The sequence below is a fragment of the Streptomyces sp. NPDC021562 genome, assembly GCF_040640875.1.
Lineage (GTDB): Bacteria > Actinomycetota > Actinomycetes > Streptomycetales > Streptomycetaceae > Streptomyces.
In genome coordinates this window covers 81,219-97,545 of sequence record NZ_JBFACN010000032.1, presented here as the reverse complement: position 1 = coordinate 97,545, position 16,327 = coordinate 81,219, and the positions used below count along the sequence as shown (strand labels likewise).

Here is a 16,327-nt window from a genome sequence, read left to right as displayed (position 1 = left end):
ATGGGCAGCCAGGCCGCGACCAGTTCGTCGCGCAGCGCGTCGCGCTCGGGGCCCTCGTCGAGGGCGGCGAGACGGGCGAAGAGGGCCGCTGTGTCAGGGGCGTCGTCGTGAGTGCGGCGGGACGTCCCCGCAGCGGTGTGGCCGGGCGTCGCGGGACGGCTGGTCGACAAGTCGGTGAGCATACGGATTCGCTCCTGAACGGTGGGGTTCAGGGCGTCACCGGAACGTGGTTCCGGGAATCGACCCGAACGGTGGTGTCAGGGTCGCCGTGGGAGCACCGTCCGGACCGTGGTGCGGGCCCGGGGGCTGTGGAGCCACCGCTCCCTCCGGCGCGCGCCTCCGGTCCGAAGCACGTCACTCCGCCTGCCCCCTCGCACCCGGCGCAAACACCGCCGGAGAAAAACATCGCTCACGCGAGGGGTACGACCGCGGAGATCCGCTTGCCCCCGGTGGGCAGTCCGGCGACCTCCACGTCCCGGGCCAGCCGGCACACGATGGGCCAGCCGCGGCCGCCGACCCGCCAGCGGTGCCGCTCGTCCACGGCCCGCTCGACCACCGGCACCTCGTCACTGGGGTCGCTGACCGACACCCGTACCGCGCCCGCTTCGACGTCGACGTCGAATCCGGTGATGCCGCCGCCGTGCAGGATCGCGTTGGTGGCCAGTTCCGAGGTGACGAGCAACGCGTCCTCGAGGCCGGTGGCGCCGAGGGCCACCGCGTGCCTCGCTATCTCGCCGCGGACGGCTCTGCGGGCGTCGGCGGGCTGGAGGGGTGACGGCCGGTGTGTCGCGGGCGGTGCCACTGCCGATTCTGCCGGGTACTGTTCGCGCATCCTTTCGCTCCCTGGGTCGCTCCGGGCCTCTTGTTCCGGCTCACCTGTCGCGGCACGGCCAAACCCATTGACGGCCTCCAGGGGCTCCCCAAAGTGAAACGGGTCACGTAGCCTGTTCCTGGTTGCGCGAAACCGCTCCCGATGGTTTACCGTTCACCCATAAGTGGTCGAGGAGTTGACATCGGGTCCTCCCCGCACCACCTCTGACGGCCCTGGCTGGCCTCCCCCGTCCAGCCAGGGCTTTTTCCTGCCCGGACGGCGATTCCCACCGCCTTCGAGGTGCCCGGCGAGGCGGCAGCGGCTGAAATGGGCGTAGGGAAAGCCCCCGTACCCTCGCCGGCGAGGAGCCCCGCCCATGACCAAAGCCATCAAACTGCTGACCGCCCTCCCCCAGGCACAGCGCGAGCGCCTCATGGAGCTGGCCCACGAGGTCTCCTTCCCCGAGGACAGCCGGATCTTCGAGGCCGGCGGCACCGCGGACCGCTTCTGGGTGATCCGTTCGGGAGCGGTCAACCTGGACCAGGAGGTGACGTCCCACAAGCGGGTCACCGTCGCCACTCTGGGCGCCGGCGACCTGCTCGGCTGGTCATGGCTGTTCCCGCCGTACACCTGGGACTTCGGGGCGGTGGCGTTCAGCCGGGTGCGGGCCTACGAGTACGACGCCGCGGCCGTGCTCGCGCTGTGCGTGGAGGACCCGCTGCTCGGCCTCTCGCTGGTCCGGACCGTCGCCGAGATCCTCGCCGGCCGGCTGGAGATCACCCGGGGCAAGCTCCTCGACGCGTACGTCGGGCGCCGGCCCGTGTAGCCGGTCAGACGCGGTAGCGGCGCAGGGCGGGGACGGCCGCGGCCAGGGCCAGCATCGCGACCACCACCAGCAGTCCCCCGCCCGCGACGGCGGCACGCGGCCCGAAGACCGAGCCCGCGGTGCCGTGCAGCACGTCGGCCAGCCGGGGACCGCCCGCGACCACCACCGTGAACACGCCCTGCATCCGGCCGCGCATCTCGTCGGTCGCGGCGGAGAGCAGGATCGCGCCCCGGAAGACCATCGAGACCATGTCGGCGACCCCGGCCGCGGCCAGGAAGGCGGCGCCCACCCACAGGTTCGCGCTCAGCCCGAACCCGGCGATGGCGGCGCCCCAGCCGACGACCGCCCCGATCACCATCGGACCGTGCCGGCGCATCCGCGAGAAGGTGCCCGAGAAGAGCCCGCCGAGGACCGCCCCGATGGGGATCGCCGCGAACAGCAGGCCGAGCGCGAGCCCCTCGCCGTACGAGCCGTAGGTCTGGGCCGCCAGTTGCGGGAACAGCGCGCGGGGCATGCCGAAGACCATCGCGATGATGTCCGCCAGGAACGACAGCAGCAGCACCTTGTGCAGGGAGATGTAGCGGAACCCCTCCGCGATCTCCCGCACCCCGGCCCGCCGCGCCGCGCCGCCCGTCAGCGGCGGCAGCGCGGGCAGCCGGTAGACCGCCCACACCGTGACGCACAGCGCCAGCGCGTCGATCAGGTACAGCTCCGGCAGCCCGATGACGGGGATGAGCACACCGGCCAGCAGCGGACCCACCACCTGCCCGGTCTGCATGACCGTGGACCCCAGGGCGTTCGCGGCGGGCAGCTGCGCCTCGGGCACCAGCCGGGCTATGGAGGCGGTACGGGCGGGCGCGTTCAGCCCCCAGAACGCCTGCTGCACGGCGAGCAGCACCATCAGAGCGGCCACCGACTCCGTTCCGGTGGCGGCCTGGAGCCAGAACAGCAGCGAGGTGACGCCGATCCCGGTGTTGGTGATCAGCAGCAGCTTGCGGCGGTCCATGCTGTCGGCCACCGCGCCGCCCCACAGGGCGAACACGACCAGCGGCAGCAGCCCGGCGAGGCTCGCGGCGCCCACCCAGGCCGAGGAGCCGGTGATGTCGAAGATCTGCTTGGGCACGGCCACCGCGGTGAGCTGGCTGCCGACCGAGGTGACGACGGTCGACGACCACAGCCTGCGGTAGGCGGGGATGCGCAGCGGGCGGGTGTCCATCGCCCAGCGGCGCCAGCCGCGCCGGGGCGGGGACGCCGCGGTCCCGTCAGAGGGCTCGGTGCCGGGTCGGGTGCTGCTCTCACTGGTGTCCACGGGCGTCCTGGTCTTCTTGAATGCTCGCTACATCTTTCGATTCGGCACTCACTATCCCAGCACCGCCCGCGGCCGCCGAACCGGTTGTCCCGGGATGCGGCTGCCGGAAGATCCGGGCGGCTCAGGATCCGGCCACCAGCGTCAGGCCGAGGCCGAGCATGGTCAGCGCCACCAGACCGTCCAGCACCCGCCAGGCGGCCGGCCCCGTGAGCCACCGGCCGAGCAGCCGCGCCCCGAAGCCGAGGGCGGTGAACCAGCAGAGGCTGGCCAGGGCGGCGCCGAGACCGAAGGTCCAGCGCAGGTCCCCCCGGTCGGCGGCGAGGGAGCCGAGCAGGAACACGGTGTCCAGGTAGACGTGCGGGTTCAGCCAGGTCATGGCGAGGCAGGTGAGCACCGCCCGCCGCCGGGACCCCGTCGCCTCGCCCTCGGTGCGCAGTCCGGCGGCGCCGGGCCGCAGCACCCGGCGGGCGGCCAGCGCGCCGTAGCAGAGCAGGAAGGCACCGCCGATCAGGCCGACCGCCCGCACCGCGCCCGGCCAGGCCACCACGATCGCGCCGACACCGCCGACGCCGAGGGAGATGAGCAGGGCGTCGGAAAGCGCGCAGATGCCGACGACGGCGAGGACCGCGTCCCGGCGGATGCCCTGGCGCAGGACGAAGGCGTTCTGGGCGCCGATCGCGACGATCAGCGAGAGGCCGCTGCCGAAACCGGCGGCAGCGGCGGCGAGGGAGCTGGACATGACCTCGACGCTACGGAAGCGATCACCCGACGTACAGCTAAGGATTTTTACGTACCCTTAGCTGATCTGATGATGGGAGGGAACCGTGGAGCTTCCCCTCGACCAGGTGCGGACGCTGCTGGCGGTGGTCGACGAGGGCACGTTCGACGCGGCGGCCGCGGCCCTGCACGTGACGCCGTCGGCGGTCAGCCAGCGGGTGAAGGCGCTGGAGCGGCGCACCGGCCGGGTGCTGCTCCGGCGCACCAAGCCGGTGCGGCCGACGGAGTCGGGCGAGGTGCTGGTCCGGTTCGCCCGCCAACTGGGCAGGCTGGAACGGGACGCGCGCGGCGAACTGGGCATGAGCGGCGCCGGGGAGCCGACCCGGGTGTCCGTCGCGGTCAACGCGGACTCGCTGGCGACCTGGTTCCTGGGGGCGCTGACGGGTCTGCCGGGGATCTTCGTCGAACTGCGGCGGGAGGACGAGGACCACACGGCGGCGCTGCTGCGGGAGGGGCTGGTGATGGCGGCGGTCACCTCGGCGCCGGACCCGGTGCCCGGGTGCTCGGTGCGGGCGCTCGGGCGGATGCGGTATCTGCCGGTGGCGGCACCGCAGTTCGCGGCGGCGCACGTGCGGGGTGAGCTCGCGGACGCGCTCGCCGAGGCGCCGGTGCTGGTGTTCGACCGGCACGACGACTTCCAGGACGGGTTCCTGCGGCGGCTGGGGCGCGCCGGGGCGAGTGCGCTACGCCATCACGTACCCACCTCGGAGGGGTTCGCGGACGCGGTGACGGCCGGGCTGGGGTGGGGGATGGTGCCGGAGGCGCAGGCGGAGCCCCGGTTGCGGGAGGGGAGGCTGGTGCGGCTCGGGGGGCCGCAGTCGTGGGTGGACGTGCCCTTGTACTGGCAGCAGTGGAAGCTGGATTCGCCGGCGTTGGGGGCGGTGGCCGAGGCGGTGGTACGGACGGCGGGGGGTGCGTTGCGCCGGCCGTAGTGGTTCTAAAAGGGCGCCTGTAGTCGGCGTTCTGCGCTGTCCAGGAGCATCTCCAGGGCCGTGGGATAAGCGCTCGTCACCATGCGCTTCGCGAGGAGCGGGGCGGCTTCCGCGATGCGGGGGTGGGTGGTGGAGGGCAGACGGGCGTACGTCGAGGCCCACTTGGCCTCGTCCGCTCGCTGGGAGTCCTTCGGCAGGGCCAGGGAGGCCGCGTCCAGGGCCGCGAAGGCCAGGGTCTGGTCGATGAAGGCGTGGTAGACGCGGACGGTCTCGGCGACCGGGAACCCCGCCGTGCGCAGGACGTCCAGGATCGCCTCGTCGGCCGCCAGTTCCTGGGGCCGCCCCGTCACCCGGTTCGCCGTCAGCAGGGCCGCCTGCGGGTGGGACACGTACTGCCCGTGGATGCGCAGCCCGATCGCGCGCAGGTCGGTGCGCCACTCCCCTGTCGGCGCCCAGCCGGCCAGCGCCCGGCCGATGAGGGCGTCGCCGATCGCGAGGGTCAGGTCGTCCATGCCCCGGAAGTAGCGGTACAGGGTGCTGGGGTCGCAGTCGAGGGCGAGGCCGAGCCGGCGGGCGGTGAGGCCCGTGCTGCCGTGCTCGCGCAGCAGCCGCAGGGCGGTGTCGACGATCAGCCGCTCGGACAGCACGGTACCGCCGCGGGTCGGACGGCGCCGCCGCCTCCTGTCCTCCGGTACCACCTGTTTGGGCATGACGCGCTCCCCTGTCGTTCTTATGCCAACGCCATTGACCTTATGCGAAGGACCGGCGTTTGATTCCGGTCAGGGCGCCCCGAACTCGACCTCGCACTCTGTTCGAGAAGGAGACTTCGCCATGCGTGTACTGCTCGTGGGAGCCGGTGGTGTGGGCACCGCCGTCACCCGGATCGCGGCCCGCCGTCCGTTCTTCGACGTGATGGTGGTCGCGGACCAGGACCCGGCCCGGGCCGAGGCGGCCGTGAAGGCCGTCGGCGACGGCAGGTTCCGGGCCGAGCACGTCGACGCCGGGGACGAGTCGGCCGTGGCCGCGCTGCTGGCCCGGCACGGCTGCGACGTGCTGCTCAACGCCACCGACCCGCGCTTCGTGATGCCCCTGTTCCGGGCCGCCCGTACGGCCGGCGCGGGCTATCTCGACATGGCGATGTCACTGTCCAGGCCGCACCCCGAACGCCCGTACGAGGAGTGCGGGGTGAAGCTCGGCGACGAGCAGTTCGCGCTGGCGGCGCAGTGGGCCGAGGCGGGGGCGCTGGCACTGGTCGGCATGGGGGTGGAGCCGGGTCTCTCGGACGTGTTCGCACGGTATGCGGCCGACGAGCTCTTCGACGACATCGAGGAGATCGGGATCCGCGACGGCGCGAACCTGACGGTGGACGGCTACGACTTCGCGCCCTCCTTCAACATCTGGACCACCATCGAGGAGTGCCTCAACCCGCCCGTCGTCTACGAGAAGGAACGGGGCTGGTTCACGACCGCGCCCTTCAGCGAACCGGAGGTGTTCGAATTCCCGGACGGGATCGGCCCGGTCGAGTGTGTCAACGTCGAGCACGAGGAGGTGCTGCTCGTGCCGCGCTGGGTGGACGCCCGGCGGGTCACCTTCAAGTACGGGCTGGGCGCCGAGTTCATCGAGACGCTGCGGACCCTGCACCGGCTCGGCCTGGACAGCACCGTCCCGGTGGCCGTGCCCGCCGCCGGCGGGCCGGTCGCGGTCTCGCCCCGGGACGTGGTCGCCGCCTCGCTGCCCGACCCGGCGACGCTGGGCGAGCGCATGCACGGCAAGACCTGTGCGGGCACCTGGGTGCGCGGCACGAAGGACGGGCGACCGCGTGAGGTGTATCTCTACCACGTTGTCGACAACCAGTGGTCGATGGCGGAGTACGGTTGTCAGGCCGTGGTGTGGCAGACGGCCCTCAACCCGGTCGTCGCCCTCGAACTCCTGGCCACCGGTGCGTGGTCGGGCTCGGGCGTCCTCGGTCCGGAGGCGTTCCCGGCCCGCCCGTTCCTCGACCTGCTGACCGAGTACGACTCGCCCTGGGGTCTGCGGGAGCAGTGACATCCGCGAATCCGAGGCGACTTGCCCGTTTCAGCGGTGCCCGCTCCGGTGACCCGAAGCTGAGCAACCCACACAGTGAACGGCAGAGTCGACATGGATCGCAGGTGACATCGATGGACAACTGGCGAGACCACGCCGAGTGCCGCGACGAGGATCCCGACCTCTTCTTCCCGATCGGCACCACCGGCCCCTCACTGCACCAGACGCGGCGGGCGAAGGCGGTCTGCGAGCGTTGCCCGGTTCAGGACCAGTGCCTGGACTGGGCGATGGAGACGGGGCAGGCCATCGGCATCTGGGGCGGTACCACCGAGGCGGAACGCCGGCTGCTGACCCGGCGCAGGAAGGCCGCCGCGCGCCGGTTCAGCTGACGTCGGCCGGGGCCGGGGCTCCCGGCAGCCGCAGGGTGAACCGGGCGCCCCGGCCCGGCTCGCTCTGCGCCTCGGCGGTGCCGCCGTGGGCGGCGACCAGGTGCCGCACGATCGGCAGCCCGAGGCCGCTGCCCCCGGTGCGGCGGCTGCGGGACTTCTCCGCGCGCCAGAACCGTTCGAAGACGTGCGGCAGGTCCTGCGCCGCGATGCCCGGCCCGGTGTCGGCCACGGTGAGCACGATGTCGTCGCCGTCATGACGGGCGGTCAGGGTGACGGTCCCCCCGGCGGGGGTGTGCCGGATCGCGTTGGAGACCAGGTTGCCGAGCGCCTGCCGCATCCGCACCGGGTCGGCGTCGAGCCAGGCGGTGCCGTCGGAGTCGGTCAGCAGGGCGACGCCGGCCGCGTCGGCGGCCACCCGGTGGGCGGCGGCCACCTGGTCCACGAGGTCGGCGGCGCGGACCGGTTCGCGGTGCACGCGCAGGGTGCCGGCGTCGGCGGCCGCCAGGTCCTGGAGGTCGTCGATGATCCGCTGCAGGACCAGGGCCTCCTCGTGCAGGGAGCCGAGGAGCGCCGGATCGGGGGCGACCACTCCGTCCTTGGTGACCTCCAGCCAGCCGCGGATGTTGGTGAGCGGGCTGCGCAGTTCATGGGCGATGTCGCTGACCATCGCCTTGCGCTGCTCCTCCAGGCGTTCCCGGCGCTCGGTCAGGTCGTTGAACGCCTCGGCGAGCAGTCCGGTCTCGTCCCGGGTGCGCACCGGTGCCCTGGCGTGCAGTTCGGGCGGCTGCTGTGCGGCGAGGGTGAGCGCGCGCAGCGGTCGTACCAGACGGGTGGCGACGACGGCGGTGACGGCGACCGTGATCGCGAGGACGAGCCCGGCCGCGCCGACGATCCTGGTCTTGTTGGCCCGGGACATGTCGAAGCGGGGCGCGGTCTGGTCGCCGATGCCGAGGAACAGTTCGGCGGCGGGGGCGACATAGGGTTCGAGCTGGGTGCGACGGGCGTCGGTGATGCAGTTGCGCGCGGTCCGGTCCGACTGCCGCTCGCCGTCCTTCCCGGTGATGAGGAACCTGCCCGTGACCGGATTGCGTCCCGTCGTGTCGTAGGACAGGGAGAGCGAGCCGCCGAGGTCCATGTCCCGGGACCGCAGGCAGGGACGGGTGAGATCCGTGAGGGCGCCCAGCGCCTTGGCCTCGGTGGCGGTCGGGGCGTCCAGCGCGTCGGTCGTCTGCGCGGTCGTGCCGTAGACGCGGCCGCACCCGACCTTGATCTCCAGGGCGGAGTCCCCGGTGTCCCCGGCGTCCCCGACGACGACGTACGGCCGTCCGCTCGGGACGTGCCGGACGCTGGTCGCCACGCCCACGTGGTCGAAGCACGTCTGCTCCTTCTTCGCGACCAGGTCCAGCTTCTCTCGCTCGGGCGCGGTGAGCCGGAACGGTCCCACCGCCCGCGGGTCGATGCCGCTGAGCTGGGCGCCGAACTCCGTGTAGGTGTCGGTGTGCAGGGGATCCACGGCGGCGGCCGGGCGGGGCGGGAGCGGGGTGCCGCCGGGCGCCGAGTCGGCGATCAGGGTGCGGTCGGAGGTGGTCAGGGCGATCCTGCGGCCGGTCCTGGCGGCCAGCGTGCGCACGGTGTGCCCGACCCCGGCCCAGTCCGGGTGGTCCGCGGCGTATCCGCTGAGCTGGGCGAGGATCCGGTTGTCTGCGGCGAGGTCCTGGCCCTGTTCCTCCTCCAGTGCGCTGGTGGTGGTCGTCACGGCGAGCCAGGCGGTGGCGGCCACGGAACAGACGGCGATCAGCACCGAGGTGAACAGCAGCCGTACCAGCAGCCGTTTGCGCCACGGTATCCGCGGCGTCACGGCCTGCCGCCGCTCAGTTTGTAGCCGACGCCGAACACGGTGACCAGGCGTACCGGCCGGCGCGGATCGGACTCGATCTTCCGGCGCAGGTTCATCACGTGGACGTCGACGGCGCGTTCGGTGGAGGACCGGTCGAAGCCCCGGGTGCACTGCAGCAACTGCCGGCGGGTGAAGACCCGGTCGGGTTCCCCCGCCATGGCGAGCAGGATCTGGAACTCGGCCGGGGTCACCTCCACCGGTTCCCCGTCGCGGCGCACCTCGTGGCGCACCGGGTCGACGCTGATCCCGGCGGCGATCACGGCGGGTTCCTCCCGGACGGCGGCGCTCCGCCCGCTGCGCCGCAGGATCGTCCGGATCCGCGCCATCAGCTCGCGGGGGCTGTACGGCTTGGTCATGTAGTCGTCGGCGCCGAGTTCCAGGCCGAGCAGCACGTCGTCCTCGTCGGAGCGGGCCGTGAGCATCAGCACCGGGATCTCCGGGTCGCCGCCGCGCAGCACCCGGCACACGCCGAAGCCGTCGACTATCGGCAGCATCAGGTCGAGGACGACCAGGTCGGGCCCGAGCCGCCGGGCCGCGTCCAGCGCCGCGGCGCCGTCGTGGACGACGGTCGCGGTGTGGCCCTCGGCCAGCAGCGACCGCCGGATCAGCTCGGCCTGCATCTCGTCGTCCTCGGCGACCAGCACATGCGCGCACACGGGTTCGGATCCTGGGCGTCTACTGTGCGAGCCAGTCGGCGTATCCCATGACCACGACCGGATGCCGGGCCGGGTCGAGGGTGCGCAGCAGCTCCTTCATGTGGGCCTTGGCGACACTGACGCAGGCGTGCGTGGGGCCCCCGTGGTCGACGTGCAGCCAGACGCCGCCACCGCGGGCGGCCCCCAGCGGCCGGGTCCAGTCCAGCGGTGAGGTGCCCGGCTCACGGTTGTAGTTGATGGCGACGACGTAGTCGAAGGAGCCTTCCAGCGGCTCGCCCTCGAACCCGGTGCCGGGCGCGTGGAAGCCGTCCGACCGGTGGTACGGCAGCTTGCTCCCGGGATCGGCCAGCAGGCCTCCGGCGTCGGTGAGCCCGTACACGCCGACGGGAGAGCGCAGGTCACCGGCCATGTGGTGCTCGCTCCAGCCGTCCTTGCCGTTGTGTGCGGGCCAACGGGCGCCGGGCTGCCAGGTGGTGTCGTCGCGCTCGTAGAGGACGACGGAGGACACCGGGGAGTTCCTGCCCCGCCCGGAGGCGACGACGACCTGCTCCGCCCGCTCGGGTATCGCGGCCGTCGTCTTCGGCCCGAGCCCCGGTATGCCCTGGCCCTGCGGGCCACTCCCGGCCGTCGGGGAGGCCGTCGCCCGCGCCGCCCGGCCGTCGTCGGCGGGGCTCGGCGCGGCCTCGGCGCCTCCCCCGCAACCGGACAGCAGAAGGGGGGAGGCGAGAAGGGCGACAGCTGTTCTGCGTTGGATCATGAGACCGACTCTGGCCGAGAAATGTAAGGAACTGGTCAGCTTTCGCGCCCTCTTGGGGCGCGGGGCTGTGTCGTCACGGCTTGCCCTTCTTGTACAACCACGTCTGGAACAGCGACCCGAGGTCGACCCCCGACTGCCCCTCGGCCAGCTTCACAAACTGAGCCGTTGTCCCGTGCCCGTACCGGTGTTCACTCGCCCAGGCCCGCAGGATCCGGAAGAAGACCGCGTCCCCCACCGCCTTCCGCAGCTCGTGCAGCGCCATCGCCCCGCGGGCGTAGACCGGTTCGCCGAAGATGTTCTTCCCGCTCCCCGGGTCCCCCGGCGGGTACGCCCACAAGGCGTCGCTCGCCGGCTTGGCGTACAGCGCGTCGAAGGTCTTCTGCGCGCTGTCGCCCCCGTGCTGCTCGCTGTAGAGCCACTCGGCGTACGTGGCGAATCCCTCGTTGAGCCAGATGTCCTTCCAGGCGGTGAGGGAGACGGAGTCGCCGAACCACTGGTGGGCGCTCTCGTGCACGAGGGTGCTGAGGTCGGGCGCCGAGTCGTAGATCGGCCGGCCCTGCGTCTCCAGGGCGTACCCGACGCTCGGCGCGTGGTCGACGATCGCCCCGGCGGACCGGAAGGGGTAGGGCCCGAACAGCCGGCTCTCCCAGTCCAGGACCGACGGCAGCTTCTTCAGCACGGGCGCCGAGCCGTTCGCCTCACGCGGGTCGACCGCGTCGTACACCTTGATCCCGTCCCGGGTGGTGTACTGCTCGACGTTGAACTTGCCCACCGTGGCGGTGGCGAGGTACGCGGCCATCGGCTCGCTCTGCCGCCACCGGAAGGTGGTGCGCCCGGCCGACGTGTGCTGTCCGACGAGGACGCCGTTGGCGACGGCGGTGCGCCCCTTGGGCACCGTGATCGTGAAGTCGTACGACGACTTGTCCTTGGGGTGGGTGTTCGCCGGGAACCAGGTCATCGCGCCCTGCGGCTCCCCGGCGACGAACGCGCCGTCGTCCGTGGGGATCCAGCCGTCGGCCGAGCCGTCGGGGTCGGTGACCGGCCCGGGGGTGCCGTTGTAGCTGACGGCGACCCGGAACTCCCGGCCCTTCGCCAGTGCGCGCGACGGCGTGACGACGAGTTCCTGTCCGCTGCGGCTGAAGCGGGCCGTACGTCCGTCGACGGTCACCCGGGTCACCTTGAGGCCCTTGAGGTCGAGGTCGAAGCGGGTGAGCCGCTGGGTGGCCCGGGCGCTGAGCACGGCCTTGCCGTCGAGGTGGCGGGAGGCCGTGTCGTAGCGGAGCGTCAGGTCGTAGTGGCCGACGTGGTAGCCGCCGTTGCCGCTGAGCGGGAAGTACGGGTCACCGGCGCCCGAGCCGCCGACGGTGCTCGCCGAGGCCGGTCCGGCGGCGGCGAGCAGGGCCGCCACGGCGACCGGGACGGTCGCGAGGACGGCCTCGCGGCGGAGGACTGAGGTACGTCTGCTTGCAGCCTGCACGTGCGCTCCTTCGGAGGGGGTGGCTGATGATCAATGGCCCACACTACGACAGGCCCTGGCGGGGCGGCGGGCGTCCGCGCTTCCCCCTCGTTCAGATCAAGTCGCGCCGCGTCGGCGGCCGGTGGCGGGATCCGCCGCGTACGCTCGCGGGACCGTCACCGAGCCGAGAGGTGCCCGACCGTGAGCGTGCGCGTCCGCAGGATCTACGAATCGCCGGAGCCGGACGACGGGGTGCGGGTCCTGGTGGACCGGCTCTGGCCGCGCGGGGTGTCCAAGGAGGACGCGCACGTGGACGAGTGGCCGAAGGGCCTGACGCCGTCCACCGAGCTGCGCCACTGGTTCCACGAGGGCGGTTCCTACGAGGAGTTCACCCGCCGTTACGAGGCGGAGCTCGACGCTCCCGAGGCCGCCGAACTCCTCGACGGCCTGCGGAAGACGGCCCGGAGGCGGAAGGTCACCCTGCTCACCGCGTCGAAGACGCCCGAGGAGAGCCACGCCGCTGTGCTGGCGCGGCTCCTGACGCAGTGAGCTACGCGGTCTGCTTCGCCGCCGCCCGGCCCGCCGCCCGGCCGGAGAACAGGCAGCCGCCGAGGAAGGTGCCCTCCAGCGCGTTGTAGCCGTGCACGCCGCCGCCGCCGAAGCCGGCCACCTCGCCGGCCGCGTAGAGCCCGCCGATCGGCCCCCCGTCGGCGCCGAGGGCACGGGAGTCCAGGTCGGTCTGGATGCCGCCGAGGGTCTTGCGGGTGAGGACGTGCAGCTTGACACCGATCAGCGGACCGGCTGCCGGGTCGAGGATGCGGTGCGGGGCGGCGACCCGGCCCAGGCGGTCGCCGATGTACCGGCGGGCGTTGTGGATGCCCTGGACCTGGGAGTCCTTGCTGTAGGAGTTGTGGATCTGCAGGTCGCGGGCGACGATCTGGCGGCGCACCTCGGCCGCGTCGAGCAGTGCCTTGTCGGTGAGGCCGTTCATCTTCTCGACGAGCTGGTCGAGGGAGTTCGCGGTGACGAAGTCCGCGCCGTGGTCGAGGAAGGCCTGCACCGGGCCGGGCGCGCCCTTGCCGAGCAGCCGGTCGCGCAGGACGGCCTTGCGGTCCTTGGCGGTGATGTCGGGGTTCTGCTCCGAGCCGGAGAGCGCGAACTCCTTCTCGACGATCTTCCGGGTGAGGACGAACCAGGAGTGGTCGTACCCGGCGATGTCCTCGGTGGTGCGCAGGTGCCTCAGGGTGCTGAGGGTGTCGTAGCCCGGCAGGCAGGGGTCGGGCAGGCGGCGGCCGAGGGCGTCGAGCCAGATCGAGGACGGGCCGGGCAGGATGCGGATGCCGTGGCCGGGCCAGATCGGGTTCCAGTTCTGGATGCCCTCGGTGTAGTGCCACATGCGGTCCCGGTTGACCAGGCGGACACCGGCCCCGGCGCTGATGTCGAGCATGCGGCCGTCCACGTAGGCGGGGACGCCGGTGACCATCTCGGCGGGGGGCGTGCCGAGGCGCTCGGGCCAGTAGCGGCGGACGATGTCGTGGTTGGCGCCGATGCCGCCGGACGTGACGATCACGGCCTGGGCGGTGAGTTCGAAGTCGCCGACACGGTCGCGGTTGGAGGCGACGCCGCGCGGTGCGTCGTCGTCGGCGAGGACCGTGCCGCGCACGCCGCGCGCCTCGCCGTCCTCGATGACGAGTTCGTCCACCTGGTGGCGGTGGTAGAAGGTGAGCAGTCCGTCGCGGGCCGCCTGCTTGGCGTACCGGGCGAAGGGCTCGACCACGCCGGTGCCGGTGCCCCAGGCGACGTGGAAGCGGGGCACGGAGTTGCCGTGTCCGTCGGCGCGCAGGTCGCCGCGCTCGGCCCAGCCGACCGTGGGCAGCAGGCCGATACCGTGGCTCTGCAGCCAGGGGCGCTTCTCCCCCGCGGCGAACTCGACGTACGCGCGCGCCCAGCGCACCGCCCAGGAGTCCTCGTCGTCCTCGCGGTCGAACTGGGCGCTGCCCCGCCAGTCGCTCCAGGCGAGGTCGAGGGAGTCCTTGATGCCGAGGCGGCGCTGTTCGGGCGAGTCGACGAGGAAGAGGCCCCCGAAGGACCAGAAGGCCTGGCCGCCGAGGTTGGCGGCGTTCTCCTGGTCGACCAGGGCGACACGCCTGCCCCTGTGGGTGAGTTCGTGCGCCGCGACCAGGCCGGCGAGGCCCGCTCCGACGACGATGACGTCCGCGTCCATGGCGTCCGCTGCCTTTCTCATGGGGGGCTGATCTCCTTGGGGAGCTGACTCAACGGGGGCCGGGCCCGGAGGTCTCGCTCGGGGTGCTGCCGTCGGTCAGCAGCGCGGTGAGCAGTTGCTTGAGCCAGGCGCGGGCCTGGACCACGTCCCGGTCGAGCAGCAGTTGGGTGGTGACACCGTCGTAGGCGGCGACCACGGCGTGCGCGGCGGAGTCGGCGTCGCCGAGGACGGCGGGGAGCGGGGCCCGGGAGAGCCGGTCGGCGACGGCGTGGCGCAGCCGGGCGCGGTGGTCGAGGAGGGCCCCGGCCACGGCGGTGTCGCGGGCGGCGTGCACCAGGAAGTCCGTCTTCACGAGCAGCCAGTCCACGTCGAGGAGGAGCACCTCGGTGACCCGGTCGACGGAGGCGGGCACGTCGAGGCCGGGCCCGTCGAGGGCGAGCGCGTCGGCGACCTGCCGGCCGATGAGGTCGGCCCGCTCCTGGTAGAGGGCGAAGAAGAGTTCGTCGAGGGTGGCGAAGTTGGAGTAGAAGGCGCCCCGGCTGAACCCGGCGGCCTCGCAGACCTCCTCGATGGAGACCCGTCCGAAGCCCTTGGCGGCGAACACGGTGAACGCCGCGTCGAGCAGCCGGGCCCGGGTCCGCACCCGGCGCCGGGTCACGCGCTGGGGCGCGTCCTCCACGGGCATGTTCCGACCTCCGTTCGATACACAAATGTATCGGATACAGGAATGTATCGAAAGGGCCCGAGACCCGCCCCCTGATTGAACAGAACAGATTTTCGAATAAGAGGTAGGCTGGCCCCATGGCCACGCACCTCCAGGGCTCCCTGTTCGACCAGACCGACGAGCTGCGGCTCTGCCCCCTCGACCGGGTCCGCAGGACCGTGCTGGGTTCCGGCGCCTGGATCGACGTGCTGCCCGGGTGGCTGACCGGCGCCGACGAACTGTTCGAACGACTCGCGGCCGAGGTCCCCTGGCACGCCGAGCGGCGCACGATGTACGACAGCGTGGTGGACGTACCGCGCCTGCTCGCCTTCTACGGCGCGGCCGACCCGCTGCCCCATCCGGTCCTCACCGAGGCCCGCGAGGCGCTCACCCGGCACTACGCCGATGAACTGGGCGAGCCGTTCACCACGGCCGGGCTCTGCTACTACCGCGACGGCCGGGACAGCGTCGCCTGGCACGGCGACCGGATCGGCCGGGGCGCGCGGCAGGACACCATGGTCGCGATCCTCTCCGTGGGCGAGCCCCGGGACCTGCTGCTGCGCCCGCTCGGCGGCGGCCCCTCGCTCCGGCGCCCGCTGGGGCACGGCGACCTGATCGTGATGGGGGGCTCCTGCCAGCGGACCTGGGAGCACTGCGTGCCGAAGACGGCACGGGCCGCCGGGCCGCGGATCAGCGTCCAGTTCCGGCCGCACGGGGTGCGCTGAGTCCGGTTCCCGGTCGGCCGGCGGACAGCAGCATGTGGTTGGCTGTCCTCCGTTTCGATCTGTACGTACGGGCGAGTCGGGGAGATCATGCGGGCCGAGGTACACGAGGTCGCCACGGGCACCTATCTGGTGCACGGCAACCACACCAACTGGGTGATCCTCAAGGAGGGTGACGCCGTCACCCTGGTGGACACCGGTTATCCCGGGGACCGGGAGGGGCTGCTCGACTCCCTCACGCAGGTGGGCGGTTCACCGGAGGCGCTGACGGCCGTCCTGATCACCCACGCGCACAACGACCACCTCGGCTCCGCCGAGTACCTGCGCGGCACCCACGGCGTCCCGGTCTACCTGCACGAGGCCGAGGTCCCGCACGCGCGGCGGGACTTCCTCCAGCAGGTGGCGGTGGGCGACGTGCTGAAGAACGCCTGGCGGCCCGGGGTGGTGCCGTGGCTGGTGCACGTGCTGCGGGTCGGCGGCACCGAGCAGCACCCGGTCACCGCGCCCGAGGCGTTCCCGTCCGCCGTGGGCGGCGCCCTCGACCTGCCGGGCCGGCCGGTCCCGGTGCACACCCCCGGTCACACCGACGGGCACACCGTCTACCACCTGCCGGACGCCGGCCTGCTGATCTCCGGCGACGCCCTGGTCAGCGGCCACCGCACCTCGCGGGTCGAGGGCCCGCAGCTGCTGCCCGACATGTTCCACCACGAGCGGGCCCGCGCGGTGGCCTCGCTCGACGTCATCGCGGCGCTCGACGCCGACGCGCTGCTGCCCGGTCACGGCCCGTTGCACCGGGGGTCCGTGAAGGCGGCCGCCCAGCAGGCCCGCGAACGCGCCGTCTAG

General features: G+C 72.6%; 17 protein-coding genes and 1 pseudogene. 7 read left to right on the top strand and 11 right to left on the bottom strand.

Annotated features, from left to right (window positions below):
• A pseudogene (locus AB0G52_RS35230) lies at nucleotides 1-182 on the bottom strand (B/F/G family RNA polymerase sigma-70 factor); the annotation flags it as partial.
• Nucleotides 183-409: 227 nt separating this feature from the next.
• Nucleotides 410-832, bottom strand: a complete 423-nt coding sequence (locus AB0G52_RS35225; RefSeq protein WP_132893960.1) for an ATP-binding protein — start codon at nucleotides 830-832, stop codon at nucleotides 410-412.
• A gap of 355 nt (nucleotides 833-1,187) precedes the next feature.
• Between AB0G52_RS35225 and AB0G52_RS35220 the strand changes: the two genes are divergently transcribed.
• Nucleotides 1,188-1,637: a cyclic nucleotide-binding domain-containing protein gene (locus AB0G52_RS35220; RefSeq protein WP_132893962.1), complete on the top strand. Its 450-nt coding sequence runs from the start codon at nucleotides 1,188-1,190 to the stop codon at nucleotides 1,635-1,637.
• A 4-nt stretch (nucleotides 1,638-1,641) separates the two neighbouring features.
• On the opposite strand, the gene AB0G52_RS35215 is transcribed toward AB0G52_RS35220, so the two are convergent.
• Together AB0G52_RS35215 and AB0G52_RS35210 are read right to left on the bottom strand one after the other, a co-directional pair.
• On the bottom strand, nucleotides 1,642-2,946 hold the full coding sequence (locus AB0G52_RS35215) for an MFS transporter (protein WP_361342335.1): 1,305 nt from the start codon (nucleotides 2,944-2,946) through the stop codon (nucleotides 1,642-1,644).
• A gap of 121 nt (nucleotides 2,947-3,067) precedes the next feature.
• Nucleotides 3,068-3,685: a LysE family transporter gene (locus tag AB0G52_RS35210; RefSeq protein ID WP_132893966.1), complete on the bottom strand. Its 618-nt coding sequence runs from the start codon at nucleotides 3,683-3,685 to the stop codon at nucleotides 3,068-3,070.
• A gap of 85 nt (nucleotides 3,686-3,770) precedes the next feature.
• Here AB0G52_RS35210 and AB0G52_RS35205 point away from each other — a divergent pair, with 85 nt between their 5' ends.
• Nucleotides 3,771-4,655, top strand: a complete 885-nt coding sequence (locus tag AB0G52_RS35205; protein WP_132893968.1) for a LysR family transcriptional regulator ArgP — start codon at nucleotides 3,771-3,773, stop codon at nucleotides 4,653-4,655.
• A 5-nt stretch (nucleotides 4,656-4,660) separates the two neighbouring features.
• Here the strand turns inward: AB0G52_RS35205 and AB0G52_RS35200 are convergent, their stop codons facing one another.
• A complete protein-coding gene (locus AB0G52_RS35200; RefSeq protein WP_132893970.1) occupies nucleotides 4,661-5,365 on the bottom strand; it encodes a TetR/AcrR family transcriptional regulator in 705 nt (234 codons plus the stop codon).
• Between the two features lie 121 nt (nucleotides 5,366-5,486).
• Here AB0G52_RS35200 and AB0G52_RS35195 point away from each other — a divergent pair, with 121 nt between their 5' ends.
• Both AB0G52_RS35195 and AB0G52_RS35190 read left to right on the top strand, forming a co-directional pair.
• Entirely contained in the window at nucleotides 5,487-6,701 is a 1,215-nt protein-coding gene (locus AB0G52_RS35195; protein WP_361342330.1) for a saccharopine dehydrogenase C-terminal domain-containing protein, read from the top strand.
• A 113-nt stretch (nucleotides 6,702-6,814) separates the two neighbouring features.
• Nucleotides 6,815-7,069 carry a WhiB family transcriptional regulator gene (locus tag AB0G52_RS35190; protein ID WP_361342327.1) on the top strand — a complete coding sequence of 85 codons (255 nt, stop codon included), beginning with the start codon at nucleotides 6,815-6,817 and terminating at the stop codon, nucleotides 7,067-7,069.
• On the opposite strand, the gene AB0G52_RS35185 is transcribed toward AB0G52_RS35190, so the two are convergent.
• The 4 genes from AB0G52_RS35185 to AB0G52_RS35170 all read right to left on the bottom strand — a co-directional run bounded on the left by AB0G52_RS35185 (nucleotide 7,062) and on the right by AB0G52_RS35170 (nucleotide 11,856).
• The gene (locus tag AB0G52_RS35185) at nucleotides 7,062-8,927 is read right to left on the bottom strand and encodes a HAMP domain-containing sensor histidine kinase (RefSeq protein WP_361342324.1); all 1,866 of its coding nucleotides are present in this window, start codon (nucleotides 8,925-8,927) and stop codon (nucleotides 7,062-7,064) included. The two genes, AB0G52_RS35190 and AB0G52_RS35185, sit on opposite strands and share 8 nt — an antisense overlap.
• Entirely contained in the window at nucleotides 8,924-9,622 is a 699-nt protein-coding gene (locus AB0G52_RS35180) for a response regulator transcription factor (RefSeq protein ID WP_132893978.1), read from the bottom strand. The genes AB0G52_RS35185 and AB0G52_RS35180 overlap by 4 nt, the downstream gene beginning before the upstream one ends.
• A gap of 19 nt (nucleotides 9,623-9,641) precedes the next feature.
• On the bottom strand, nucleotides 9,642-10,379 hold the full coding sequence (locus AB0G52_RS35175; protein ID WP_361342321.1) for a hypothetical protein: 738 nt from the start codon (nucleotides 10,377-10,379) through the stop codon (nucleotides 9,642-9,644).
• Between the two features lie 73 nt (nucleotides 10,380-10,452).
• Nucleotides 10,453-11,856: a M1 family metallopeptidase gene (locus tag AB0G52_RS35170; protein WP_361342318.1), complete on the bottom strand. Its 1,404-nt coding sequence runs from the start codon at nucleotides 11,854-11,856 to the stop codon at nucleotides 10,453-10,455.
• Between the two features lie 180 nt (nucleotides 11,857-12,036).
• Here AB0G52_RS35170 and AB0G52_RS35165 point away from each other — a divergent pair, with 180 nt between their 5' ends.
• A complete protein-coding gene (locus AB0G52_RS35165; RefSeq protein ID WP_132893984.1) occupies nucleotides 12,037-12,384 on the top strand; it encodes a DUF488 family protein in 348 nt (115 codons plus the stop codon).
• 1 nt (nucleotide 12,385) lies between these two features.
• Here AB0G52_RS35165 and AB0G52_RS35160 read toward each other — a convergent pair whose 3' ends face one another.
• Nucleotides 12,386-14,059 (bottom strand): FAD-binding dehydrogenase, encoded by a 1,674-nt coding sequence (locus tag AB0G52_RS35160; RefSeq protein ID WP_132894107.1) that lies wholly within the window; start codon nucleotides 14,057-14,059, stop codon nucleotides 12,386-12,388.
• Nucleotides 14,060-14,108: 49 nt separating this feature from the next.
• Nucleotides 14,109-14,744, bottom strand: coding sequence for a TetR/AcrR family transcriptional regulator (locus AB0G52_RS35155; protein WP_132893986.1), 636 nt, complete (start codon nucleotides 14,742-14,744; stop codon nucleotides 14,109-14,111).
• A 116-nt stretch (nucleotides 14,745-14,860) separates the two neighbouring features.
• On the opposite strand from AB0G52_RS35155, the gene AB0G52_RS35150 reads away from it, so the two are divergent.
• Both AB0G52_RS35150 and AB0G52_RS35145 read left to right on the top strand, forming a co-directional pair.
• Nucleotides 14,861-15,487 carry an alpha-ketoglutarate-dependent dioxygenase AlkB gene (locus AB0G52_RS35150; protein ID WP_361342315.1) on the top strand — a complete coding sequence of 209 codons (627 nt, stop codon included), beginning with the start codon at nucleotides 14,861-14,863 and terminating at the stop codon, nucleotides 15,485-15,487.
• A gap of 87 nt (nucleotides 15,488-15,574) precedes the next feature.
• Entirely contained in the window at nucleotides 15,575-16,327 is a 753-nt protein-coding gene (locus AB0G52_RS35145; RefSeq protein WP_361342312.1) for an MBL fold metallo-hydrolase, read from the top strand.

What these genes read in the sequence shown, in the direction of transcription:
- AB0G52_RS35225 (WP_132893960.1), bottom strand. Translation starts at nt 832, where the DNA reads ATGCGCGAACAGTACCCGGCAGAATCGGCAGTGGCACCGCCCGCGACA.
- AB0G52_RS35145 (WP_361342312.1), top strand. Translation starts at nt 15,575, where the DNA reads ATGCGGGCCGAGGTACACGAGGTCGCCACGGGCACCTATCTGGTGCAC.
- AB0G52_RS35195 (WP_361342330.1), top strand. Translation starts at nt 5,487, where the DNA reads ATGCGTGTACTGCTCGTGGGAGCCGGTGGTGTGGGCACCGCCGTCACC.
- AB0G52_RS35160 (WP_132894107.1), bottom strand. Translation starts at nt 14,059, where the DNA reads ATGGACGCGGACGTCATCGTCGTCGGAGCGGGCCTCGCCGGCCTGGTC.
- AB0G52_RS35210 (WP_132893966.1), bottom strand. Translation starts at nt 3,685, where the DNA reads ATGTCCAGCTCCCTCGCCGCCGCTGCCGCCGGTTTCGGCAGCGGCCTC.
- AB0G52_RS35220 (WP_132893962.1), top strand. Translation starts at nt 1,188, where the DNA reads ATGACCAAAGCCATCAAACTGCTGACCGCCCTCCCCCAGGCACAGCGC.
- AB0G52_RS35200 (WP_132893970.1), bottom strand. Translation starts at nt 5,365, where the DNA reads ATGCCCAAACAGGTGGTACCGGAGGACAGGAGGCGGCGGCGCCGTCCG.
- AB0G52_RS35190 (WP_361342327.1), top strand. Translation starts at nt 6,815, where the DNA reads ATGGACAACTGGCGAGACCACGCCGAGTGCCGCGACGAGGATCCCGAC.
- AB0G52_RS35150 (WP_361342315.1), top strand. Translation starts at nt 14,861, where the DNA reads ATGGCCACGCACCTCCAGGGCTCCCTGTTCGACCAGACCGACGAGCTG.
- AB0G52_RS35175 (WP_361342321.1), bottom strand. Translation starts at nt 10,379, where the DNA reads ATGATCCAACGCAGAACAGCTGTCGCCCTTCTCGCCTCCCCCCTTCTG.
- AB0G52_RS35155 (WP_132893986.1), bottom strand. Translation starts at nt 14,744, where the DNA reads ATGCCCGTGGAGGACGCGCCCCAGCGCGTGACCCGGCGCCGGGTGCGG.